The organism is Streptoalloteichus tenebrarius (assembly GCF_024171885.1).
Lineage (GTDB): Bacteria > Actinomycetota > Actinomycetes > Mycobacteriales > Pseudonocardiaceae > Streptoalloteichus > Streptoalloteichus tenebrarius.
Map to the genome: position 1 here is coordinate 179,824 of NZ_JAMTCP010000006.1, position 23,107 is coordinate 202,930.

Below are 23,107 nucleotides of genomic sequence, written 5' to 3' on the forward strand. Positions count from 1 at the left end.
AACATAAGGTTTCACATGAACCTTGGAAGAAGGTTCGCCTCCACCATCCGAGCGTTTGAACTTGTAATTGTTCCTGGACTGGTTCAGATAGCCGAATACACACGGCACGTTTTCGTCTCTTTGGCGAAGTTTCATCAAACGCCACGCGACACCGACGAAGCGGTTCGTATTCGACTCGAACGGCAACGCGCCCTGTATGACAGTGCGAAACGTATCGAGCTGCTCATGTGCGAGTCTGCCGTTCGGTACTTCGTCTGTCCACCTGACGTCATGGTGGCCCAGATCGACCGACTCCTCGCGCTGCTCAGTCTACCCACGGTGCGGTTGGGGATCATCCCTCTGGACACGAGGCTGCCCACTGTCCCCATCAATGGATTTCTCTGGCCGCCTACAATGGCGGCAAGCCACAGTGCCGGCAACCCGGAACAGTGCGTCGAGGTGGGGTCCTGTCGCACCTCAACCATGGTCCGCGACAGTAAGAACCTCGCTGGGCCGGTCCTGGCGTTCACGCATGGTTCCTGGTCCGCGTTCATCGAGACGGCAAAGTCCGGTGCCCTCGACCTCGACCAGTGGACCACTAGACGGGCGCCCCCCGGCGAACACGCGTTCGCCGGGGGGGCGCTCGCTGTCTACGGTCAGTCGCGGAAGCTGACGTGGTGGCTGTGGATGCTGAAGTTCTTCGTCAAGACTGTCCGCAGTGCTCCCACGTTGACCGGATCGTGTTGTAGCCGAGCGGGATCACGCGATCACGACGCCCCTTTCCATGCACGAGGATGCAGTCACGGTCGAGGTCGAGGGTGAGCGATCCGATTTCTTTGCGACGCCCGCCGGTATCCCACAGGGTACGCAGAATAGCCTCGTCTCAACGGTCGACGAAATCTTTTCCTGAGCACGTCGACAACAAGGCCCCATCATCTCATAGGTGACGATGCGGATGTTTTTCCTCGACGTGTGGCGCCTTCATGGGATGCATGGGGGAGCGGTCAATTTCCCCCTCTTCTTCCAACCAGTTCCAGAAGGTTCGTAGACTCCGGAAGTGAGTGTGCGCGTTACCCGCGGATGTCTTTCAAGCAACGCCGCATATACGCGCGCATGACCGAGGCGGTCATCTCGGCAGGCGCATACCCAGCGGCGACACTCTTACCTTGGGGGGTGGTCTGAGCCGATGCCCATTCGCCAAGCTGACGCAACGCGTGCATGTAAATACGAATAGTATTTTCCGACTTGTTGTCGGCGAGCAGGGACCGGCCCCACTCCTTCGCGATGAGCCCCCACTCACCCGGAGGTAGGGGGATGTAGGCGCCCGAGCGGAGCCGGAGCGTCATCCGTTCGGTACCGAGCAGGACGGTGGTCACTGGGCCGCCCCCTCAGTCCCGGACAACGCCCCCTCGCCGAGCAGTCGCCGCCGCTGAAGGTGGACCCGCACCGTGTCGAGCGACTTGTCGCCGAACCCCAGTGACGTTCGCCACTCCCGCGCCAGGGGCCCCCACTTGGGGGACGGGAACACGTAGTCGATCTTCTTCATGGTCTCCAACCTGGTGTCGAAGTGTCACCAGGCGTGTGCACTGGAAGCGCTGTGCCGCTCAACCGTGCACTACGGAAACTCCCCTCTGACCCGGGTATCCCCAGGTCAGAGGGGCCGCAGCGGAAGCGGAGGGATTCGAACCCCCGGACCCTCGCGGGTCTCCCGCTTTCAAGGCGGGTGCATTCGGCCGCTCTGCCACGCTTCCAGGTCCGGGAGCGTAACTGGCTGCGCGGACAATCAGCAGCCGGAACCCCGGAGGTGACCGATCACACGCTCGAAGATCCGGGCCAGCACGGCCCGCTCCTCCGGATCGAGCAGGTCGATCAGGTTCTTCCGCACGCCGTCCACGTGGGTGGGGGCGGCGGTCTGGAGCAGCTCCCACCCCTTCCTGGTGAGATGGGCGAACACGCCCCTGCCGTCGCTGGGGCACTCGGTCCGCTCGACCAGCCCCGCCGCCTCCATCCGCGCGATCTGGTGCGAGACCCGGCTCTTGGACGAGGCGACCGTGCTCGCGAGCTGGCTCATCCGCATCCGGTGGTCGGGCTCCTCGGACAGACGCACCAGGATCTCGTAGTCGGCCAACGCCAGGTCGTGCGACTCGGCGAGATCGCGGTGCAACCGGTACTCCAGCATCTGACTGCCGACGATGTACGCGCGCCAGGCGCGCATCTCGTCGTCGTCGAGCCAGCGCGGTTCCGATCCAGCGGCAGCGGTCACCCCACCAGGCTAGGCCCTTCACCGCGGCCGGCCACGGGCTTCGACGTGTTCGCCGCCACGCCCTGGTGCGGGCGGGACAGGGCCGGCACACTCCTGCGCCATGCGCCCTCTCCGGGCGCGAGGGGAGGAGACCATGGCCCTGTCCGCTCGGCTGCTCCGGCGCGCGTCGGCGCTGGCGGCCGCGCTCGCGCTCGTCGCCGCTCCCGCTGCTGCCGCCGCCGCCGACCAGGGGAGGGGCGCGGGAGCCGAGGAGATCCGGCTGATCGCGTTCAACGACCTCCACGGGAACCTGGAGCCGCCGTCGGGCTCGTCGGGGCGGGTGACGTTATCCGACGGCAGCACCGTGGAGGCGGGTGGCGCGGCATACCTCGCGACGCACGTGCGCCGGTTGCGGGAGCAGTCGCGCGCGTCGGTCGTCCTGTCGGGCGGTGACAACATCGGCGCCTCGCCCCTCGCCTCGGCGTTGTTCCACGACGAGCCCACGATCGAGCTGCTGAACCAGCTCGGCGTGTCCGCGTCGGCCGTCGGCAACCACGAGCTGGACGAGGGCTACCGCGAACTGCGGCGGGTCCAGCACGGCGGCTGCCATCCCGTCGACGGCTGCCGCTTCCGCCCCGACTTCCGCGGCGCGCGCTGGCCGTACCTCGCGGCCAACATGACCTTCGCCGACTCGGGCCTTCCCGCCGCGGCCCCGTTCACGGTGACCTGGGTGCGCGGAGTGCCGGTCGGGGTGATCGGCCTGCCGCTGGAGGGCACGCCGAGCGTCGTGTCGGCCGACGCCGTCAAGGGCCTGCGGTTCGCGGGAGAGGTGGAGACGATCAACCGCTACGCGGACCTCCTCGACCGGATGGGCGTGCGCTCGATCGTCGTGTTGTTGCACCAGGGGGACAACACCGAGGGCGGCGGTCCCAACGACTGCCGCACCACGCCGGGGCCGGCGCGCCTCATCGCCGAGAAGGTGACGCCGAAGGTCGACGTCGTGTTCACCGGGCACAGCCACCAGCAGTACGTGTGCACCGTGACGGATCCGGCTGGCCAGCCCCGGCCGATGGTGCAGGGCGCCTCGTTCGGCCGGATCCTGTCCGTCGTCGACGTGCGCGTCGACCGGAGGACCAGGGACGTCATCCGCCCGGCCACCAGGGCGTTCAACCAGGTGGTCACCAGGGACGTCCCCGCCGACAGGGCGGTCGAGGCGCTGGTGGGCGAGGCGCGGGCGAAGTCGGCGCCGATCGCGAACGAGCGGGTGGGCGCGATCACCGCGGACGTCCCCCGGTCCCCGGTCGCCTCCGGGGAGTCCCCGCTGGGGAACCTCCTCGCGGACGCGCAGGTCGAGGCGACGAAGGGCGCGAACGCGCGGATCGCCCTCATGAACCCTGGCGGGGTGCGCGCGGACCTGGTGTTCGCCTCCTCGGGCGCCGGCGAGGGCGACGGTGTCGTGACCTACGGCGAGGCCTACGCGGTCCAGCCGTTCGGGAACATCCTGCAAACACTCACGCTCACCGGTGCGCAGCTCAAGGCCGTGCTGGAGCAGCAATGGCAGACGACGCCCGACGGGAAGATCGTCACCCGGGTGCTCCAGCCGTCGGCCGGGCTGCGCTACACGTGGTCGGCGTCCGCGCCCGTCGGTTCCAAGGTCTCCGGGCTCACGATCGACGGTCAGCCCGTCCTGGCGGACGCGAAGTACCGCGTGACGGTGAACAACTTCCTCGCTGGAGGCGGCGACGGGTTCACCGAGCTGACCAAGGGAACCGAGGTGACCGGAGGGGCGGTCGACCTGGACGCGTTCCTGGCGTACCTGAGGGCGCGGCCCGGTGTCGCTCCCCCGCCGACCGACCGGATCTCCGTGGCGGCCTGACCACGCGTCGACCGGCGGGCTCGTGGGTCCTCGCGGCCCACGGGCCCGCCTTTCTCGTAGCCGGCCCTCCGCGGGTGCCGGCGACCCTGGTCAGGCCTGCGTGCTGGTCGGGGTGTCCCCGAGGTGCACCAACAACCGCCGGAGCAGGTCGGCGAGCTGCCGCTGCCCCGACTCGTCCAGGCCGGACAGGAGCTGCCGCTCCCGGTCCAGGTGGGCGACCACCGCCTCGTCGACCACCTCCCTGCCGCCGGCGGTGAGCTGGACGAGCACGCCCCTCCGGTCCGTCGGGTCCGGCGCCCGCTCGACCAGACCCCGCTTCTCCAGCCGGTCCAGCCGGTGGGTCATCGTGCCGGAACTGATCATCATGGTGCTCTGGAGGCGGCCCACGGTCAGCCGGAACGGCTCGCCCGACCTGCGGAGCGCGGCCAGCACGTCGAACTCCCACCCGGACAGGTCGAAGCGGGCGAAGTTCTGGGCGAGGCCGCGGTCGATCAGGACGGCCAGGCGGCCGAGCCGGCCGACGACCCCGATCGGCGACGGGTCCAGGTCCGGCCGTTCCCTCCGCCACTGCTCGATGATCGCGGCGACCGCGTCCTCGAACGGGCTCTGCCGCCGCCGTCGTCCCCGCTGTTGACCCGTCCCCGCCGGCTCCTGGCCCTGCGGGGCCGGCCCCGGGTCTCCGTTCACACCTTCGCGCACATTCCCATTCTGCACGGCGTCGAGTTTCTTGACATCGAGGCACCCGTGCGCCCACACTCCTCGACGTCGAGAAACTCGAATTCGAGAGGACGTCATGGGCACCACGGCTCTGCTCCTGCGCACCGCGCTCGCCCCCGCCCTGTGGGGCACGACCTACCTGGTCAGCGCGACCCTGCTCCCGCAGGGACATCCGCTCTGGGCCGCGGCGCTCCGCGCCCTGCCCGCCGGCCTCCTGCTCATCGCCCTGAGACCGGGCCTGCCGAGAGGGTCCTGGTGGTGGCGCTCGCTCCTGCTCGGCACGCTCAACATCGGCGCCTTCTTCGCCCTGCTGTTCGTCGCCGCCGAACGGCTCCCCGGCGGCGTCGCCGCGATCCTGGGCTCGGTGCAGACACTGCTGGTCGTGGTGCTCGCCGCGGCACTGCTCGGTGAGCGGGCGCGCGCGGGGCAGGTGGTCTCCGCGCTCGTGGGGACGGCCGGCGTGGCCCTGCTCGTGCTGCGCAGCTCGGCCTCGCTCGACCCGGTCGGCGTGGCCGCGGGCATCGGCACCGCGCTGACCATGGCGTTCGGTGTGGTGCTCACCCGCCGCTGGGGCCTGCCCAGCGGGGTGCACAGCCTCACCGCGGCCGCGTGGCAGCTACTCGGCGGCTCGCTGGTGCTGGTCGTCCTCGCCGTGGGCGTGGAGGGAGCGCCGCCGGCGCTGGACGGACGTGCCCTCGCCGGGTTCGCCTGGCTGTCGGTGCTGGGCGGAGCGTTCGCCTACGCGGTGTTCTTCGCCGGCCTGCGGCGGCTGCCCGCCACGGTCACGTCCCTGCTAGCGCTGGTCAACCCGCTGGTCGCGACGCTGCTGGGGTGGGCGGTGCTCGGCCAGGCGCTCACGGCGGCGCAGGTGGTCGGCGCCGCCCTGGTGCTCGGCGCGGTGCTGGTGGGCCAGCGGGCGGCCACCCAGGCCCCGCAGCCAGGCAGGCAGCGGCACGCGGCCTCACCGCGCCCCGGGGACGAGCAGGTCGACCCAGACGAGGTGGTGGTCGGAGGCGTCGTTCAGCCGGGACAGCGGGTCTCCGTGTAGCGGCCAGAACACGCCGGAGCGCACCGGCGACAGGGGGTGGGACGGCAACACCCAGTCCACCCGGAGGTTGCCCACGGAACGGTCGTCGAAGTCTCCCGTGTCGAGGAAGGAGGGGCCGCGATGCCTGGAGTTCGCGCCACCCTGAAGCACGGCGGCCCACGCCGCGCCCGCGCTGCCCGGGAACGGGTCGATCACCCGGGGAGCGCGTCGGATCTGGTCGATCGCCGCGTCGACGCTGTCCCCGTCCAGCAGGTCCGCGTTCTGGTCCCCGGCGACCACGAACGGCTCCCCGGCCGGGAGGCCGCCCCGTCGGCCCGCGTCGTCGTAGACGTAGTCGGCCCGGCCGGGCCGCACGTAGTCCGCCCAGAACCGGATCTCGTCGTGGTTGCGGCGGCCGTTCCGGTCCTCCGGCCCGTCGAAGGTGGGCGGGGTCGGGTGCGACACCAGGAGGTGGACCCGGCGGCCGCCGACCAGGACCGGCAGGTCCCAGTGCGACTTCGAGGAGAGGGGGAACCGGGCGAGTTCCTCGTCCGAGTACCAGTCGGCGGGCCGCGCCGTGCCGACGTCGTCCGGCAGCGACGCCCCCGGCATGTCCCGCCACCGGAAGTGCTGGAAGGTGCGCGCCGCGGCGGTGTCGATCGGATGCCGGGACAACACGACCATGCCGTACTGGCCGGGGAACAGGCCGAAGCCCCACGCGTCGTCTCCCCCGCCGACACGTCCGTCGTTGTTCAGGTCGAAGCCGGAGGGCACCCCGGTGTTGACCGGAGCGGTCCACGCGTACGGGTACCGGAGGGGACTGGCCCCGCCCTGCCCCACCTCCAGGTAGTTGCGGTGGAACGCGTCGACCGCGCGCCCGCCCTCGACGAAGTCGAACTCGTTGAGCAGCACCACGTCCGGCCGGGTCCGTTGCAGGACCTCGGCGACCTTCCTGGCCTGCGGATCGTCCGGAGTGGACAGATCAGCGAGGAGACGGCCCTCCTCCGAGCGGTTCAGGGAGGCGTTGAAGGTGGCGAACCGCACCGCGCCGGACCCGGCGCGCGGCTCGGCCGCCGCGGTGGCCGTGGGCATCGCCGACACGGCGGCGAGCACACCGGCCACCACACCGGCGGCCCACACGACGATTCGCTGGCGACGACCCACGACCACACCTCCTCGGCGGGGCGCGACCGGGGAACCCGGCCGGACGGCCGCCCCTGCTCGGCCGACCAGGCCGCCGATCCCCGCGTCGCCCCTGGTCCACCCTGGCAGAGCCGGCCAACGCCGAGGCGAGCGCCGGATGAACGTCAGGTGTTGTCCGGGGCCCGGCCGGGCGCGGCCCCGGGTGGGCGCGCCGGTCACCGGTCGTGGGACAGGGCCTTCCGGTCGAGGTCGGCGGGGCTGCGGTACCCGGCCAGCCCCATCGTGAGGTCGAGTTCCGCGAGCAGGGCGCGCAGCGCGTGGACGACGCCCCGGTGGCCGGCGAGCGCCAGCCCGTACGCCCAGAGCCTGCCGACGAGCACCGCGTCCGCCCCCAGGGCCAACGCGACCAGGACGTCCGCCCCGGAGCGGATCCCCGAGTCGAAGAGCACCGGTCCCCTGGCGGCGACGGCGTCCGCCACGTCGACCAGGCAGTCCAGCGCCGCCCTGGCGCCGTCGACCTGGCGCCCGCCGTGGTTCGACACGATCACCCCGTCCGCTCCGGCGTCCAGGGCGGCGCGGGCGTCGTCGGGATGGCAGATCCCCTTCACGAGGACGGGCACCGCGGTCCACGAGCGGAGCATGGCCAGGTCCGCCCAGGTCAGGGAGGGGTTGCCGAACAGTCCGGTGAAGGCGAGGACCGCCGCCCGCCGGGCCTCCTCGCCGGCCTCGGGCGGCGCGGCGAGGCGCGACCGGAAGACCGGGTCGGAGAAGTAGTTGCCCAGGCCGTGCCCGTGCAGGAAGGGAAGGTGGCCGAGGGCGAGGTCGCGGGGACGCCAGGCCATGGTCCAGGTGTCGACGGTGACGACGATCGCGCGGTAGCCGGCGGCCTCGGCCCTGCGCACCAGCGACTCCGCGAGCTCAGGGTCGTTCGGCCAGTAGAGCTGGAACCAGCGGGCGGCGTCCGGCGCGGTGGCGGCGACCTCCTCCATCGGCGTGGAGGACGCCGTCGACAGGACGCTGACCAGACCGAGGTCGGCGGCGGCGCGGGCCTGCGCCCGCTCCGCCTCGGGATGGATGACGCTGGCGGTGCCGACAGGGGCGAGCAGCACGGGCGCGGCCATCGTCGTGCCCAGCACCTCGGTGGCCAACTGCCGTTCGGTCACCGAACGCACCATCCGGGGCACGAGCCGCCACCGGTCGAACGCGGCCCGGTTGGCCCGCAGGGTGCGCTCGCTGCCAGCGCCTCCCGCGACGTACGCGAAGGCCTTCGTGGACATCGCGCCCCGGGCGGCGCTCTCCAGCTCGTCATAGGTGATCGGCAGCTCGGGACGCTCCCCGGCCGCGCCCCTGAGGTAGATCTCCAACTGGAAGTCGCCGAAGTGGCCGGCCACGCTCGCTCCCCTCCCGTGGGGCCGCGCGCGGGCACCCGGCGCGGCGGGACACGGGCCCGACCTTCGCACGTCGCCCGCCGGAAGATCCAGATCATCGCCCGAAGGGTGTAGAAGCGCCCCAGCCCGCGTCCGGTCGCCGGCCCGGGTGCGGACGCGAGGGTCAGATGCCGACAGGAAGGGAGGTGATGACGACCGAGGCCTGGGAGCAGGGGGCGACGGCGGGGGCCGGACACGCGGCCCGGCGCGCGGGCCTATCGTCGAGGGTGCACCGCGCCTGGGCCGGGCGCCGAGGCCGGGGCACGCTGACGTCGACAGCCCGCCCTGCGGGCGCTCTCGCTCCGGGAGGATGCGGTGCGGTTCAACGAGGACGCCGAACTCGACACCTCGCAGGTCGAGGACCTGCGGGGGTCCGGTGGCGGCATCGGTGGCCGAGTGGCGCTCGGCGGTGGCGGGTTGGGCCTCGTCGGCCTGCTGCTCTTCGTCCTGCTCAACCAGTTCGGGGGCGGCGGGGGCGCGGGGACCGGCGCCCCACCGGGGCTGTCGCTCGACCGGCTCTCGCCGGGCCAGCAGGCGGACAACAGCCAGCTCCAGGCGAAGTGCAAGACCGGGGCCGACGCCAACCGGGACCAGGACTGCGCCCTGGTGGCGACCATCAACTCCATCCAGGGTTACTGGTCGGACTACTTCGCCCGCTCCGGCCGGACCTACCGGCAGGCGCCGACGAACTTCTTCACCGGCGGCGTGAACACCGGCGGCTGCGGCGGCGCGACCTCCGACGTGGGCCCGTTCTACTGCCCCGCCGACTCCGAGGTCTACATCGACCTGTCGTTCTTCAAGGACCTGCGCTCGCGGTTCAAGGCCCAGGGCGGCCCGTTCGTGGAGGCGTACGTGCTCGCCCACGAGTACGGCCACCACGTGCAGAACCTGCTCGGCACGTCGGGCAGGGTGCGGCCGGGGGAGACCGGCCCCACCTCGGGCTCGGTCCGGCTGGAGCTCCAGGCCGACTGCTACGCCGGCGTGTGGGCGCACCACGCGACGCGGACCCCGACCGCGAGCGGCAAGCCGCTGATCGCGGAGATCACGCAGGACGACGTGAACCGGGCCCTCGACGCCGCGGCCAGGATCGGAGACGACTACATCCAGAAGAACCTGGGCAGTGGACGGGTGAACGAGAGCAAGTTCAGCCACGGCAGCTCCACCCAGCGCCAGAAGTGGTTCACCACGGGGATCCAGTCCGGCGACCCCGCGCGGTGCAACACCTTCGACACCCACGACCTGGGCTGAGGTGGCGGGCGCCGCGGCGCCCGCGACCCTCTGTCCACTGTGGACGTCCTAGGTGGACCGTGGCGCGCGGGGACGGACGACGGGAACGGCGAGGGGGTCGGGCGCATGGCACCCGACCCCCTCTTCCCGTCCTCGGCGCGCCCATCCTCGGCGCACCGTTCTCAGCGCAGGTTCTCGCCCTTGCTGGCGTGCGTGGTGGCGACGGTGGCGTGCTGCTTCGCCCGCGCCTCGGCCCGCTTGGCCCTCGGCGGCACGCCGTTGACGTCCTCCGTGCTCACACCGTAGGACGCGATGACCCAGGCGACCGCGTCGGCGTTGCGGTCCAACGCCGTGCGGTCCAGGTTGCCGAGGTTGTCGCAGGCGTGGTGGTAGCACGGGTCGTAGGCCACGCCGGCCTTACCGCCCCACTTGGCCGCCTGAGCCTGCGTCTTGATCCCCTCGGCACCGCTGTACACGCCGCCCGCGGGGATGCCCTTCGCGATGAACTCGCCGTAGTCGGAACGGCCGTCGAAGTCGGTGCCCTCCGTCTGGATGCCCCGCGAGGCGTAGTAGTCGGTGAAGGCCTTCTCGATCTGCGCCGAGCCGTAGGGGCCGGGACCGGAGCCGGTCTTGTCCGAGTTGTCACCGTCGTAGACGAAGTACGCGGCGTTCGGCGAGCCGAGCATGTCGAAGTTCAGGTAGAGCGCGAGGTCGAGCTGCTGCTCGAAGCCGAGGTTGCGCACGTAGTACGTGGAGCCGACCAAGCCGTACTCCTCGGCGCCCCACCACGCGAAGCGCACGGCGTTGTTCACCTTGGGCCGGCTGCCGAGCTGGAGCGCGGTCTCCAGCAGGGTGGCCGAGCCGGTGCCGTTGTCGTTGATGCCGGGGCCCTCGGTGACGCTGTCCAGGTGCGCGCCGGCCATCACGACGTTGTCGGTGCGTCCGGTGCGCGTCTGCGCGATCACGTTCTTCGTGGTGCGCTGCTCCTGGAGGGACCGCAGTTCGAGGGTGGCGGACTGCCCGGCCTGCCTGACCAGTTCCTCGCCGGCGGCCTTGGTGACGCCTCCGGTCGGGATGCGGGCCGCGCCGGGCTCGCCCAGGGTGCCGTTCAGCTCGCCGTCCTCGTTGTTGTAGATCACGGCGGCCACCGCGCCGGCCTCCGCGGCGGCCTGCTGCTTCTGCGCGAAACCGCAGCCGCCCCGCCGGATGAGCGCGATCTTGCCCCTGACGTCGACACCGGCGTAGTCGCCGGCCTCGCACCCCGAGGTCTCGTCCACGGGCACGGCCGCCAACGGGGCCGTGACGCCGCCCTTCTGGGTGGACGGCGAGTACCGCATGAGCAGGATCCGGTGGTCCTTCCCGCCGACCGTGAGGCGCTCGGCCTGGGTCTCCGTGTAGGTGAACGGGAACTCCTGGACGGTGACGTCGAAGCCGGCGTCCCGGAGTTTGCCCGCGACGTAGTTGACCGACGCCTCGTGCCCCGGCGTGCTCGACGCGCGGCGCCCGCCGTTGCTGTCGGCGATGCGCTGGAAGGCGACGAGGTGCCGGTTCACCCCCTCCACGCTGACCTTGCGGACCAACTGCCTGGCCAGGGCTGGCCCGTCCTGAGCCGCGGCGGCCGCCTCGGCGTGGGCTGGCGCGGCGGCCAGGGTGATCGCGGCGCAGGACACCGCGCCGAACGCGCTCCACAGCACGCGTCTGGCAGAAGCCATGGACAGCTCCCCTCATCACTACTCTGGGTAACGAAACACATCGAATCGGTACCCGATCCGGCGAAGCCTGTCGCCTGGGTCACTCCGGGTCAAGGGGTCGATCGTCGGTGTCGCACCCCGAGCACCGGCAGGCATCCGTCCACTCCGGCGACGTCCACCCGCCATCCGGGCGAGTGCTCGGCGAACCGCTCCCCGGTCAGCAGCAGCCGGCGCTGGACCGCCAGCCGGCCGCGACGGGCCTGGCAGTCCGTGCCGTCGTCGACGTAGCCGAGCTTCCGGCTCACGGCCAGCGAGGCGGCGTTGTCCTCGAACGCGTCCGACCGCGCCTGACGGGCGCCCAGGAACGAGAACGCGAACTGGAGCACGGCGGCCCGCATCTCGACGCCGTAGCCCCTCCCCTGGTGTCGCCGCCCCAGCCACGACCCCGTCCGCACCTCGCCGGTCACGGCGAAGTCCTTCGCGCTGATCCCCTGCGTCCCGATCACCCTGCCGTCCCGCCGCACCAGGAAGTGCACGGACCAGTCGTCGGGTCGGAGCGCCGCCCGCTGCGACCAGTGGAACTGGAGGATGTTGCGGCCGAGCTCCTCGGCGGGGGCGTCGCTCCAGGGCACCGCGAACGGCATCTCGTCCGGTGGGTGGACGCCGAGTCGGGCCTCCTCGGCCAACTCCAGCAGGCCGGGGTCGTCGTCGGGCCTGAGTTCCAGGCGTGGGGTGCGCAGCACGAGATGGCGCAAGGGCCACGGGTCGGGAGTTTCCGCCATCCGGCGATCCTGACCACCGGGCCCGTCGTGCGGCCACGGAGTTTCCTCCGTTAGCGTCGACACATGTACGCGATCACGGTCCGCGAGCCTGGTGGTCCCGAAGTGCTGCGGTGGTCGGCCCTGCCCGATCCGGTGCCCGGCCCCGGCAAGGTGTTGGTCGACGTCGCCGCGACGGCCGTGAACCGGGCCGACCTCCTGCAACGGCAGGGCTTCTACCCGCCGCCCCCCGGCGCGTCCAAGGTCCTCGGGCTCGAGTGCTCGGGCACGATCGCCGCGATCGGCCCCGGGGTGACCGGCTGGCGCGTCGGCGACGAGGTGTGCGCGTTGCTGGCCGGCGGCGGGTACGCCGAGCGGGTCGCCGTGCCCGCGGCGCAGCTCCTGCCGATCCCCTCCGGCGTGGACCTCGTCACCGCCGCGAGCCTGCCGGAGATCGCCTGCACCGTGTGGTCGAACGTGGTGATGGGCGCGCGCCTGCGGGAGGGCGAGGTCCTGCTCGTGCACGGCGGCTCGGGCGGCATCGGCACCCACGCGATCCAGGTCGGCAAGGCGCTGGGCGCACGGGTCGCGGTGACGGCCTCGGGCCCGCGCCTGGAGCGGTGCCGCGAGCTGGGCGCCGACATCACGATCGACTACCGCGAGCAGGACTTCGTGTCGGCGCTCAAGGAGGCCACCGACGGGCACGGCGCTGACGTGGTGCTGGACAACATGGGCGCCGCGTACCTGGCCCGCAACGTCGACGTGCTCGCCATGGACGGCCGGCTCGTGGTGATCGGGATGCAGGGCGGCCGCAGGGCCGAGCTGGACCTGGGCACCCTGCTGACGAAGCGGGCGAGCGTGACCGGCACCGGGTTGCGCGGCCGGCCGGTGGAGGGCCCGCACGGCAAGGCGGAGATCGTGGCCGCGGTGCGGGAGCACCTGTGGCCGCTCATCGCCGAGGGCAGGGTGCGGCCGGTGGTGCACACGACGCTGCCGGTGCGGGAGGCCACGCGGGCCCACCAGATGATGGAGGACGGCGGGGTGGTCGGCAAGATCATCCTCAAGGTGCGCGACTGAGCCCCATTACTCCCGAGCGGCGATGCCCGCAACCCGTTTTCGCTGTTCGACCCCTGGTTATCCACAGGGGCGCGAGTTGTCCACAGGCCAGTGGCGCGTCCTTGGCCCGGGGGGCGAGCCCGGATAGGCTGGAGCAGGGCTCGCCCCCCAGGGCGGGTGGGGGCTGACCACAGGGAGTGGGGAGCGCCGGGGAGCCGGGGTGTGACGGGCTCAGACCGGCGCGAGCACGCAGTGGGCGAGGCCGGACGTTGGGCTCCGCCGGAAGGTCGTGCCGTACTCGTCCGCCCACCGGTTCAGCACCGCGGCGCTCGCCTCCACGTCGTCCACCAGCAGGCTCGCCCCTGGCGCCAGTGCGCCCCGCAGCACCGGCATCGCCGGGTACCGCACCAGTCCGGGGTTGCCCTCCCCCAAGGGCGCTGACGGCGTTGTCGGTGCTGGCGGCGCGGTCGGCAGATCCGGTCCGTCGACGAGCAGCAGGTCGATCAGGCCGAAGCGCTCCACGTACGCCGTCACCTCGTCGCGCACGAGCGTCGGCGAGTACCAGGGGAGGCCGTCGAGCGCCGCGGGGTGTGGCGTCAGCGGCGCGTGCACGACGCGCACCAGGTGGTGCAGCCCCTCCCTGCGGAGCTGGAGGTTCACGAACGCCGCCCACCGCTCGTCGTGTTCGATCGACAGCAGCCGGCCGAAGCCGCGTCGCGCCAGCAGGCGGGCGAGCACCACCGACGACGGGCCGCTGCCCAGTTCCACCAGCACCGTGCGGTTGCCGACCAGCACCTCGTCCAGCAACGCGGCCAACGCCGACGGCCGCAGCGCCCGCTCCGGGAAGGGCAGGTACTCGGTGAGCAGCGGCGCCAGGCGGAGCCACGCGCCGAGGTCGGCCACCGCCCGTGCCAGCGACCCGTCCACGTGACCTCCCGCGACGCTCCTGGCGCGCCGGTCGGGCCGGCGGCGCTCGGACCGGCTAGCCCAGCTCGGCCACCGCCCGCACGAGCTGGTCGACCTCCGCGGCGTTCGTGTAGTGGGCCAGGCCCACGCGGACCGCGCCGCCGACCTCGCCCACGCCCAGCGCGGCGAACACGCCGTGCTGGCCGGGGTCGGAGAAGGCGCACACGCCCCGGTCGGCGAGGTGCTCGACCACGTCGCGCGCCTTGGTCCCGGTGACCGTGAACGCGAGCGCGGGAATGCGGCGCATGGCGTCGCCGATGACCATCACGTGCCGCTGGGCCCGCAGCTCGCTGATCAGGTTGGCCAGCAGTCCCGCCTGGTAGGCCTTGACCGAGCCCAGCGACGTGAGCAGCCGCTCGCGGCGCGGGCCCACCGCGGCGTCGTCCAGCTCGGCGAGGTAGTCGACGGAGGCCACCAGACCGGCCAGCAGCGGGTAGGCGTGCGGCCCCAGCTCCAGTCGCTCCGGGCCGCGCGCGCCCGGCTCCAACGCCACGGAGGGCAGGCGGTCCAGCATCCCGGCGTCCCGGAACACCAGCGCGCCCACCGGCGGCCCGCCCCACGCGGAGGCCGACACCGCGACCACGTCCGCGCCCATGGTGGCCATGTCCAGCGGCACGAACGGCGCCGCCGCCGAGGCGTCCACCACGACCAGCGCGCCGACGCCCCTGGCGGCCTCGGTGATCGCCCGCAGGTCGGGCCGGGTGCCGACCACGCCGGACGCGGCGGTCAACGCCACCACCTTGGTGCGGGTGGACAGCAGGTCGTCGTACTGCCACGCGGGCAGCTCGCAGGTCTCGATGTCGATCTCGGCCCAGCGGACGGTGCCGCCGGAGCGCTGCGCGGCGCGTTGCCACGGCGCGATGTTCGCCGGGTGGTCCAGCCGGGAGACCACGACCTCGTCGCCCAGCAGCCAGCCGTCGCCGAGGGCGTCGGCCAGCCGTTGGAGCAGCACGGCCGCGCTCGGCCCGAGCACGACCCCGCCCGGCTCCGCGCCCACCAGGTCGGCGACGGCCCTGCGGGCCGCCTCCACGATCGCCTCGGCCCGTTGCGAGGCAGGGAAGATCCCGCCCGGCCCGGAGACGGGTGCGCGGAGCGCTGTGGACACCGCGGTCGCCACCTGTTCGGGGACCTGCATGCCCGCGGGCGCGTCGAGATGCACCCACCCGTCGCCCAGCGCGGGGAACAGCCCACGTACCCGAGCGACGTCGAACGCCATGCGTGACACCGTACGGAGGACGCCAAATCTTGTGACGGCCGGGGCTGGCAGTCGGCGCCGCCCCGCCCCCGCCGACCCCCTCGCCGGCGTCCTCGCCCACGGGCCAGGATGGGGGTATGAACCAGCCCAGCGAGAGCACCGCAGGTCAGGAGCAGGAGCACCGCATCGTGGTGATCGGCCAGGACGGCACGCCGATCGGCACGGCGCGCGTGCCCCAGCCCACCGAGTCGGCGGGGTCCGGCGAGGGCCAGGACGTCAGCGACCTGGTCGAGCAGCCGGCGAAGGTGATGCGCATCGGCACGATGATCAAGCAGCTCCTGGAGGAGGTGCGGCACGCGCCCCTGGACGAGGCGAGCCGCAACCGGCTGCGGGAGATCCACCGGTCGTCCATCCACGAGCTGGAGCAGGGGCTCGCGCCCGAGCTGCGGGAGGAGTTGGAGCGGCTGACGCTGCCGTTCAACGAGGAGACGACGCCGTCCGAGGCGGAGCTGCGGGTGGCGCAGGCCCAGCTCGTGGGGTGGCTGGAGGGCCTGTTCCACGGCATCCAGACCGCGCTGTTCGCGCAGCAGATGGCCGCGCGGGTGCAGCTTGAGCAGATGCGCAGGGGCGCGCTGCCGCCGGGCAAGGCGCAGTCCGAGACCGGGCACGGCCACAGCACGGGCCAGTACCTGTGATCCCGTGGGGGCCGGCGGCCCCCGGGACGGGCGATGGGCTGACGAGAACGGGCCGCCTCTGGCGTCGGGGAGGCGGCCCGTCGTGCTTCCCGGAACGGGGCCGTACCGGAAGTGCGGCCTCCGACCAGCGGAAACGGGTGTCCCCAGGACTCACCCTGTGGACAACTCGGAGTTATCCCCAAGTTATCCACAGTGCTGTGGATAACTGTGTGGACAACTGGGGACGTTCCTCCCCGGCGGTCGCGACAGCGGATCGACGGGGTTCGGCCGGTGGACCAGCGTTCGACACGGTGGAGAGGGGCTTCGACGGGGAGCGGACCACGTGGCCGTGCTGTCCGACACCTGACGCCAGCGCGAGCTTGACGCGCGGTCGGGGTAGTCGGAGAGCGTGGGGAAGGGGCCGCGGGCGAGATCGCGGAGGTGATGAGGCGGGCCGACGTCGTGAGCAACTCTCTGTGGCAGCACTCACCTCGTCGTCACCTAGGATGCACGACCAACTACTCACTGGAGTGGACGACCCCATGCCCTCCTGCCCTCCCCGCAACGGAAGGCGGGACGGGAGCGGCAGTGGAACGCGGAAGGACGTCAACCGTGCGGTACCCGGCCATCGACCACCTTCGTCTCACCCTCCGCGCCAAGGCGGCGCGGGTCGTCGACGAGGTCGTCGGCAGATACCACCGACGTCAGGCTGACCAGATCGACACGCTCCGCGCCGAGACCAGGGAGCTGCACGAGGAGCTGCGCGCCGTCCGCCGCGAGCTGGCCGAGACGCGGGACGAGGCCGACCGCATGCTCCAGGCCATCGCCGGGTTCGAGCACCGCGCGCGCCGGGACCTCGCCTACCACGACGAGTACGCCGCCGCCATGACCAGCGCGGAGTTCGCCAGGGCCGTGATGGGGACGGTGCCCACCTTCCCGCACCCGCTGGCCACCCTGGAGCACGGCCTGTCCCTGGCCGCCGAGGTGGAGGGCATGGCGCTGGAGTTCGGGGTGTTCGGCGGCACCACGCTCAAGGTCATCGCCGCCGCCCGCGAGGGCAGGGAGGTGTACGGGTTCGACTCGTTCCAGGGCCTGCCCGAGGACTGGCGCACCGGCTTCCCCGCCGGCTCCTTCGACCGGGACCAGCTCCCGGACGTGCCGGGCGCGGAGCTGGTCGTGGGCTGGTTCGACGACACCCTGCCCTCGTTCGTGGCCGAGCACGAGGGGCCGGTGGCGTTCCTCCACCTGGACGCCGACCTCTACTCCTCCACGCGCACGGTGTTGCGCCATGTGGGGCCACGCCTTCGGGTGGGCAGCGTCGTCGTGTTCGACGAGTTCTTCAACTACCCCGGATGGCAGCACCACGAGTACCGCGCCTGGCAGGAGTACGTGGCCGAGTCGGGTATCGAATTCCGTTACGAGGGGTACACGGTCGACAACGAGCAGGTGATCGCTCGGATCACGGGTATGTGATGGACCACTGACAGGTCAGCCGAAACCCGCCGGTACCCTCACTAACTGTGCAATCCCCCAGCACCGTCGAGCAGCCTGACCAGGCACCTCCGCCCGCGCCCTCACGCAGCTTCGCGCGGGCTCGTCACGACCTGAGCCAGGGCTGGAAGAGCCGCCAGCTCTGGGCTCACCTCGGCTGGCAGGACATCAAGCAGCAGTACCGTCGCTCGGTCATCGGTCCCCTGTGGATCACGATCAGCATGGCCGTCACCGCGACGGCGCTGGGCATCCTGTACTCGGGCCTGATGGGCCAGCCGCTGGAGCGCCAGCTCCCCTACGTCGCGGTCGGCTTCATCGTCTGGAACTTCATCGGCGGCTGCGTCAACGAGGGCGCGAACGTCTTCATCGCCAACGAGGGCCTGATCAAGCACCTCCCGGCGCCGATCAGCGTGCACGTCTACCGGCTGGTGTGGCGGCAGACCCTGCTGTTCCTGCACAACCTGGTCGTCTACGTGGCCGTGCTGTTGATCTTCCCGCCGTGGAAGTACGGCGGGCACATCAGCTTCAGCATGCTGCTCGCCATTCCGGCGCTCGTGCTGCTGATGATCAACGGCCTCGTCGTGTCGATGTTCGTCGGCATCGTCAGCACCCGGTTCCGCGACATCCCGCCGATCACCGGCAGCGTCGTGCAGATGCTCTTCTTCATGACCCCGGTCGCGTGGATCTACGACTCGACGCTGCTCAAGAACAGCCCCCGGGTGAAGTACGCGGAGCTGAACCCGTTCCTGCACTACGTGGAGATGATCCGGCAGCCGATGCTGGGCCAGACGATCGTCTGGCGGCACTGGGCCGTCGTGCTGGTGGCCACGGTGCTGCTGACCGGGCTGGCGGCGATCTTCCTCCGGAACTACCGTGCCCGCGTCTCCTACTGGGTGTGAGTGAGGCCGAAGAACATGGTCAGCATCGACGTCTGGAACGCGTCCGTCGAGTTCCCCATCTTCGACGCCAAGACGCGGTCGTTGAAGAAGGCCGTGCTCGGCAAGGCCGGCGGCAAGATCAGCAACGACACCAAGGTGCCGGTCATCGAGGCGTTGCAGGACATCAACATCTCGCTGCGCCACGGTGACCGGGTCGGCCTGGTCGGCCACAACGGCGCCGGCAAGTCCACCCTGTTGCGTCTGCTCTCCGGCATCTACGAGCCGACCAGGGGCAACTCCCGCGTGGTCGGCAAGGTGGCGCCGGTGTTCGACCTCGGCGTCGGCATGGACCCGGAGATCTCCGGCTACGAGAACATCATCATCCGTGGCCTGTTCCTCGGCATGACCCGCGCCCAGATGGAGAAGCGGGTCGACGACATCGCCGACTTCACCGAGCTGGGCAACTACCTGAACATGCCGCTGCGCACCTACTCCACCGGTATGCGGGTGCGCCTGGCGCTGGGCGTGGTGACCTCGATCGACCCGGAGATCCTGCTCCTGGACGAGGGCATCGGCGCGGTCGACGCGGCGTTCCTGGAGCGGGCGCGGGACCGGCTCAACGACCTCGTGCGCCGCTCCGGCCTGCTGGTCTTCGCCTCGCACTCCGACGAGTTCCTGATGGAGCTGTGCAACTCGGCGATCTGGATGGACCAGGGGCGGGTCAGGATGCAGGGCGGGCTGCGCGAGGTGCTCACCGCCTACAAGGGCCACGACCCGTTCGAGAACATGCCGCAGCACGTGCTGGAGCGGCTGTCGGCGGTCGGCGGTACCGCATGAGCGAGTCGGCGTCCCCCGCGCGGCCGCAGACCCCCCTGCCCGGGGGCGCGGTGGTCGCCGTCGTCGTCACGCGGCACCGCAGGGAGCTGCTCGCCGAGTCGCTGAAGGTGATCGGCGCGCAGACCAGGCCACCCGACCACCTGGTGGTCGTGGACAACGGCCCCGACCAGCCGGCCGAGGACGTCGTGGCCGACTGCCCGATCCCCAGCACCTACCTGGCCTCGCACCGCAACCTCGGCGGCGCCGGCGGCTTCGCGCTGGGCATGCTGCACGCCCTCGCGATGGGCGCGGAGTGGATCTGGCTGGGCGACGACGACGGCAGGCCCGCCGACGAGCGGGTGCTGGAGACCCTGCTGGAGGAGGCGCGGCGCCGCGGGCTGGCCGCCGTCTCCCCGGTCGTGGTCGACATCGAGCGGCCGGAGCGGCTGGCCTTCCCCATGCGCAGGGGCCTGACCTGGAAGCGGGGCACGGGCGAGCTGGAGGGGCCCGGCGCGGAGGACGGCTTCCTGCCCGGGATCGCCTCGCTGTTCAACGGCGCCCTGTTCCGCGCCTCCACCCTCGACGTGGTGGGCGTCCCGGACTACCGGCTGTTCTTCCGGGGCGACGAGGTGGAGATCCACCGCCGCCTGCTGCGCAGCGGGCTGCCGTTCGGCACCACGCTGCGCGCGGTGTTCGCCCACCCGAACGGCTCCGGCGAGTTCAAGCCGATGCTCGGCGGCCGGCTGCACGCGCAGGACCCGGAGAACGAGGTCAAGCGCTACTACACCTACCGCAACCGCGGGTACCTGCTCTCCCAGCCGGGCATGCGCAAGCTGGGGCTGCTGGAGGTCCTGCGGTTCGGGCTGTACTTCCTCGGCGTCCGCCGGGACCCGAAGGCGTTCCTGGAGTGGCTGCGGCTCGTGCGGCTCGGCCGGAGGGAACGCTTCTTCCGGAAGTGAGACGAGGGCATGTCCCCGCCGGCCCGTCGACCGCCTCGTGCCAGGTCGGCGGGCCGGTGTCGTCAGGGCGCCCGCTCCCGCCCGCGGCGCCCCCTCCCGCCCGCGGCGCCCCCTCCCGGCCGGGGAGCCCGCTCCCGCCCGTGTGGCGCGGTGGTTCGCCCCTGGCTGAAGGTGTCTGCCCGGGGTGAACCGGCCTTCCCCCTGGGGACCCGATGTGGTGCCGTGGGCGCATGAGCGCAGCCAAGCAAGCCCTCGTCCTGCACCTCGTCGGCGGCGGGGAGCCGGTCTGGATCGCCCTGGCCGAGGACAGGGCCGCCGACCTCGACCAGCGACTGCACCAGCTCGTGAAGACCGGGCAGACGTGGGACGTCGCCGGGGCCGACGGCACCACCTTGGTGGTCAACTTCGCTCACGTGGCGACGGCGCACATCGCGCCGCTGAACGGCACCAGCCGGATGTACGGCTACGGGCAGAAGTGAACGTCCCCACCAACGCCACGTCCCTGACGCGTTGACGGCCTGAGGGCGTCCCCCGGAACGACCGAGGGGGGCGTGAGGCGTTCCTCGCCTCACGCCCCCCTCGGGGCCGCTCACCGATCAGGCAGGAGATCCGGCCGGGGACTCGGCCGGGGCGGAGGTCCGCCGGCGGCGCCGCAGCACCGGCACGAAGTGGAGCAGCAGCGCGCTCAGCACGCCCACGCCGAAGACCGCCATGCCAGGGCCGAAGCCCGGCGGCGCCCAACTGACCTCGACGTCACCCTGCCGGGCGTCGTCGGGCAGGTCGACCGTGAGCAGGCCGGCCGGGCCGGTGCGCCACTCGACGGCCCTGCCGTTGACGGTCACCGAGTAGCCGGGCCAGGCGAGCCGGGCGAAGGTCAGCGAGGCGCGGCCCTCGCCGGTGCGCCGGAAGCTCACCTTCTCCCCGATCCGGTCGGTCATCCGGTCCGCGGTGACCTCGACGCCCGTCGCGGCCGACACGCGGCCCTCGGGCAGCGGCAGCGGGGCGATCCGCCGCCACACCGTCACCCGGTCGGTGACCTCGGCCCGGCGCCAGCCCTGCGGGGCGGGCGCGTTCCTGGTGTCGGTGAGGGCGTTCTGCACCACCACGGTCTCGGCGCGCAGCAGGTCGGCCAGTGGCCGGTCCGCGCCGGCGGGCTTCTTCCACAGCGCGTCCCACGCCTCGGGGCAGGTCGAGCCCTGGAAGATCATGCAGAGCGTGTTGTCCATGGCGTTGAAGCCAACGCCGCTGTAGGCGTTGAGGGCCTCGACGCCGGCCGCGCTGTAGTTCGAGCCGAAGAGCATGTCGCGGTAGGCCCCGTCCGGGTACCGGTCGCCCAGCGGCACGTGGCCGAAGTCCGCGATCTGCACGGTGACGCCCGGGTAGCGCTGGTCGAACCGGTCGCGGACGAGCTGCTGGCTGGTCGGGAACTGGTAGGCGTCCACGTTCTGGTTGGTCGGGGTCCAGAAGAGCTGGAGGTTCAGCACGGCGAGGGTGCCGACCATCATCAGCGCGACGCCGGCGCGCTTGCTGACACCCAGCCGGACCAGCACCAGGACCAGCGCGAGGACCACGAGGGCTCCGACGAGGTGGCGGGCCCAGAACTGCGGGGTATCCGACCAGGCCAGGTACGCGCCGAGCAGGACGATGACGACGGACGCGCCGGTGCGCCGCGCGGCGTGCGTGCGCTCCAGCCCCTGGCTGGCCAGCACCGCGAACAACGCGGCGACGGCGACCAGCAGGTACGGCAGCAGCCGGGCCGGCCACCGGAACATCCAGAGCTGCTCGGGGCCGAGCACCATCAGGAGGAACACCGCGCCGAAGGTGAGCAGCCCGCCGAGGTCGCGCCACCGCTCGACCAGCGTCCGCCACCGCAGCCACGGCACCAGGGGCAGCACGAACCAGGCCAGGTAGACCCCGGGGAAGGTCATGTACCCGGTGCCCCAGATGTTGACGTAGGGCTCGAAGCTCGGCGTGCTCAGGCCGAGCAGGTCGCTGAGCGTCGGGGAGAGGAACTCGCTGTTGTGCGTGCCCTGCTCGGCCCGGAAGCCGACCGAGGAGGTCAGCAGGAACGGCAGGTAGACGACGACGCTGAGGAGCACGATGGTGCCCCCGGCGAGCACGAGGCCGCCGATGCGGTTGCGCCGGTGGTTCACCCACGCCTCGACCAGGGCGGCGAAGATCGCCACCGCCGTGCCGAGCAGGCCGTAGGGGTTGCCGGTGCCCGCGCAGAGGAAGCCGCAGACCACGACCGGCAGCAGGGAGCCGCCGCCGGCGAGCGCGCGCCGCGCCGCCCACAGGACCCAGGGCAGGAACGCCGTGACCATGACGGCGTTGACCCACGCCTCGGCGTCCATGAACAGGTTGTAGCCGCTGAACGGCATCGCGGCGCCGAGCGCGGCGGCCAGCCACGGGGTGGCGCCGTAGGAGCGGCTGAGCAGGTACACGCCGCCCGCCATGACCAGGAAGAAGGTCACCTTCACGACGGTCATGGCCAGCGCCATGTTGTCGATCTGGTAGGTGGTCACGGCCAGGGCGTCGACCAGGGGGTTCCAGATGCCGGTGGCGGCCTCGGCGGCGAAGTTGCCGCCCCGCCACATGTCGAGTTCGAGGAACGGGACGCGGCCCTCGGTCAGGGCCTGCCCCATCCTGCGCCACACCGGGATGCCGACGGCCGCGGTGTCGTCGATCGCGTAGAAGATCCGGTAGCGGAGCAGCGGGAACACCGCGCCGATCACCACCAGGACCAACATGGACAGCGGGGCGGCTCTGCGCCCCACGTCGCCGGCCGGGCGCTGCGCCGCCGGCTCGTGCCCGGCCGCCTCGGCGGCCTCCGTCCTGGTCAGGCTCATCGGGATTCCCTTGACTCGCTCACGGTTCGGGGTAACGGGCGGTCCGCCGGCGCGTCCTCCCGAGGGGGAGGGCGCGCCGGCGGACCGGTGGCGTTCGTCGTCGCCGGCGTCCGGGGTTCCCGTCACGCCGGCCTCA

Annotated in this window: 22 protein-coding genes and 1 tRNA gene; 11 read left to right on the top strand and 12 right to left on the bottom strand. The window is 71.9% G+C overall.

Going from position 1 to position 23,107, the window contains the following annotated elements; all coding sequences use genetic code 11:
* The first annotated feature begins 15 nt into the window (after positions 1-15).
* Positions 16-801 (top strand): DUF397 domain-containing protein, encoded by a 786-nt coding sequence (locus LX15_RS33495; protein WP_372502515.1) that lies wholly within the window; start codon positions 16-18, stop codon positions 799-801.
* Between the two features lie 248 nt (positions 802-1,049).
* On the opposite strand, the gene LX15_RS08905 is transcribed toward LX15_RS33495, so the two are convergent.
* From LX15_RS08905 to LX15_RS08920, 4 genes are all read right to left on the bottom strand, one after another.
* On the bottom strand, positions 1,050-1,355 hold the full coding sequence (locus tag LX15_RS08905) for a hypothetical protein (RefSeq protein WP_253669018.1): 306 nt from the start codon (positions 1,353-1,355) through the stop codon (positions 1,050-1,052).
* Positions 1,352-1,525 carry a hypothetical protein gene (locus tag LX15_RS08910; RefSeq protein WP_253669019.1) on the bottom strand — a complete coding sequence of 58 codons (174 nt, stop codon included), beginning with the start codon at positions 1,523-1,525 and terminating at the stop codon, positions 1,352-1,354. Before LX15_RS08910 ends, LX15_RS08905 begins: the two co-directional genes overlap by 4 nt.
* A 120-nt stretch (positions 1,526-1,645) precedes the next feature.
* Positions 1,646-1,730 (bottom strand) — tRNA-Ser (locus LX15_RS08915).
* A gap of 32 nt (positions 1,731-1,762) precedes the next feature.
* Positions 1,763-2,194 (bottom strand): MarR family winged helix-turn-helix transcriptional regulator, encoded by a 432-nt coding sequence (locus LX15_RS08920; RefSeq protein WP_253669068.1) that lies wholly within the window; start codon positions 2,192-2,194, stop codon positions 1,763-1,765.
* A 181-nt stretch (positions 2,195-2,375) separates the two neighbouring features.
* Between LX15_RS08920 and LX15_RS08925 the strand changes: the two genes are divergently transcribed.
* Positions 2,376-4,097, top strand: a complete 1,722-nt coding sequence (locus tag LX15_RS08925) for a bifunctional metallophosphatase/5'-nucleotidase (RefSeq protein WP_253669020.1) — start codon at positions 2,376-2,378, stop codon at positions 4,095-4,097.
* Positions 4,098-4,187: 90 nt separating this feature from the next.
* Here the strand turns inward: LX15_RS08925 and LX15_RS08930 are convergent, their stop codons facing one another.
* Positions 4,188-4,796, bottom strand: coding sequence for a MarR family winged helix-turn-helix transcriptional regulator (locus LX15_RS08930; RefSeq protein ID WP_308213432.1), 609 nt, complete (start codon positions 4,794-4,796; stop codon positions 4,188-4,190).
* Positions 4,797-4,890: 94 nt separating this feature from the next.
* Between LX15_RS08930 and LX15_RS08935 the strand changes: the two genes are divergently transcribed.
* Positions 4,891-5,862 carry an EamA family transporter gene (locus LX15_RS08935; RefSeq protein WP_253669021.1) on the top strand — a complete coding sequence of 324 codons (972 nt, stop codon included), beginning with the start codon at positions 4,891-4,893 and terminating at the stop codon, positions 5,860-5,862.
* On the opposite strand, the gene LX15_RS08940 is transcribed toward LX15_RS08935, so the two are convergent.
* Positions 5,776-6,933: an endonuclease/exonuclease/phosphatase family protein gene (locus tag LX15_RS08940; RefSeq protein ID WP_253669070.1), complete on the bottom strand. Its 1,158-nt coding sequence runs from the start codon at positions 6,931-6,933 to the stop codon at positions 5,776-5,778. The two genes, LX15_RS08935 and LX15_RS08940, sit on opposite strands and share 87 nt — an antisense overlap.
* A gap of 266 nt (positions 6,934-7,199) precedes the next feature.
* Positions 7,200-8,375, bottom strand: coding sequence for an alpha-hydroxy-acid oxidizing protein (locus tag LX15_RS08945; protein ID WP_253669022.1), 1,176 nt, complete (start codon positions 8,373-8,375; stop codon positions 7,200-7,202).
* 351 nt (positions 8,376-8,726) lie between these two features.
* On the opposite strand from LX15_RS08945, the gene ypfJ reads away from it, so the two are divergent.
* Positions 8,727-9,659 carry a KPN_02809 family neutral zinc metallopeptidase gene (gene ypfJ / locus LX15_RS08950; RefSeq protein WP_253669023.1) on the top strand — a complete coding sequence of 311 codons (933 nt, stop codon included), beginning with the start codon at positions 8,727-8,729 and terminating at the stop codon, positions 9,657-9,659.
* A gap of 161 nt (positions 9,660-9,820) precedes the next feature.
* On the opposite strand, the gene LX15_RS08955 is transcribed toward ypfJ, so the two are convergent.
* Positions 9,821-11,350 carry a M28 family metallopeptidase gene (locus LX15_RS08955; RefSeq protein WP_253669024.1) on the bottom strand — a complete coding sequence of 510 codons (1,530 nt, stop codon included), beginning with the start codon at positions 11,348-11,350 and terminating at the stop codon, positions 9,821-9,823.
* 89 nt (positions 11,351-11,439) lie between these two features.
* The gene (locus LX15_RS08960) at positions 11,440-12,111 is read right to left on the bottom strand and encodes a GNAT family N-acetyltransferase (protein ID WP_253669025.1); all 672 of its coding nucleotides are present in this window, start codon (positions 12,109-12,111) and stop codon (positions 11,440-11,442) included.
* Between the two features lie 63 nt (positions 12,112-12,174).
* Between LX15_RS08960 and LX15_RS08965 the strand changes: the two genes are divergently transcribed.
* Complete coding sequence (locus LX15_RS08965) at positions 12,175-13,164, top strand: NAD(P)H-quinone oxidoreductase (protein WP_253669026.1); 990 nt, start codon at positions 12,175-12,177, stop codon at positions 13,162-13,164.
* Between the two features lie 210 nt (positions 13,165-13,374).
* Here LX15_RS08965 and LX15_RS08970 read toward each other — a convergent pair whose 3' ends face one another.
* Both LX15_RS08970 and LX15_RS08975 read right to left on the bottom strand, forming a co-directional pair.
* On the bottom strand, positions 13,375-14,070 hold the full coding sequence (locus tag LX15_RS08970) for a class I SAM-dependent methyltransferase (RefSeq protein WP_253669027.1): 696 nt from the start codon (positions 14,068-14,070) through the stop codon (positions 13,375-13,377).
* A gap of 55 nt (positions 14,071-14,125) precedes the next feature.
* Positions 14,126-15,325, bottom strand: coding sequence for a cysteine desulfurase-like protein (locus LX15_RS08975; RefSeq protein WP_253669028.1), 1,200 nt, complete (start codon positions 15,323-15,325; stop codon positions 14,126-14,128).
* A gap of 116 nt (positions 15,326-15,441) precedes the next feature.
* Between LX15_RS08975 and LX15_RS08980 the strand changes: the two genes are divergently transcribed.
* The 6 genes from LX15_RS08980 to LX15_RS09005 all read left to right on the top strand — a co-directional run bounded on the left by LX15_RS08980 (position 15,442) and on the right by LX15_RS09005 (position 20,601).
* Positions 15,442-15,999 carry a bacterial proteasome activator family protein gene (locus LX15_RS08980; protein ID WP_253669029.1) on the top strand — a complete coding sequence of 186 codons (558 nt, stop codon included), beginning with the start codon at positions 15,442-15,444 and terminating at the stop codon, positions 15,997-15,999.
* A 591-nt stretch (positions 16,000-16,590) separates the two neighbouring features.
* Positions 16,591-17,451, top strand: coding sequence for a TylF/MycF/NovP-related O-methyltransferase (locus tag LX15_RS08985; RefSeq protein WP_253669030.1), 861 nt, complete (start codon positions 16,591-16,593; stop codon positions 17,449-17,451).
* Between the two features lie 47 nt (positions 17,452-17,498).
* Complete coding sequence (wzm, locus tag LX15_RS08990) at positions 17,499-18,368, top strand: galactan export ABC transporter permease subunit Wzm/RfbD (protein WP_253669031.1); 870 nt, start codon at positions 17,499-17,501, stop codon at positions 18,366-18,368.
* A 15-nt stretch (positions 18,369-18,383) separates the two neighbouring features.
* Positions 18,384-19,184, top strand: coding sequence for a galactan export ABC transporter ATP-binding subunit Wzt/RfbE (wzt, locus tag LX15_RS08995; RefSeq protein ID WP_253669032.1), 801 nt, complete (start codon positions 18,384-18,386; stop codon positions 19,182-19,184).
* Complete coding sequence (gene glfT1, locus LX15_RS09000; protein WP_253669033.1) at positions 19,181-20,122, top strand: galactofuranosyltransferase GlfT1; 942 nt, start codon at positions 19,181-19,183, stop codon at positions 20,120-20,122. The genes wzt and glfT1 overlap by 4 nt, the downstream gene beginning before the upstream one ends.
* A gap of 230 nt (positions 20,123-20,352) precedes the next feature.
* Positions 20,353-20,601: a hypothetical protein gene (locus tag LX15_RS09005; RefSeq protein ID WP_253669034.1), complete on the top strand. Its 249-nt coding sequence runs from the start codon at positions 20,353-20,355 to the stop codon at positions 20,599-20,601.
* 117 nt (positions 20,602-20,718) lie between these two features.
* Here the strand turns inward: LX15_RS09005 and LX15_RS09010 are convergent, their stop codons facing one another.
* Complete coding sequence (locus LX15_RS09010; RefSeq protein WP_253669035.1) at positions 20,719-22,971, bottom strand: putative glycosyltransferase family protein; 2,253 nt, start codon at positions 22,969-22,971, stop codon at positions 20,719-20,721.
* Positions 22,972-23,107: the final 136 nt, after the last annotated feature.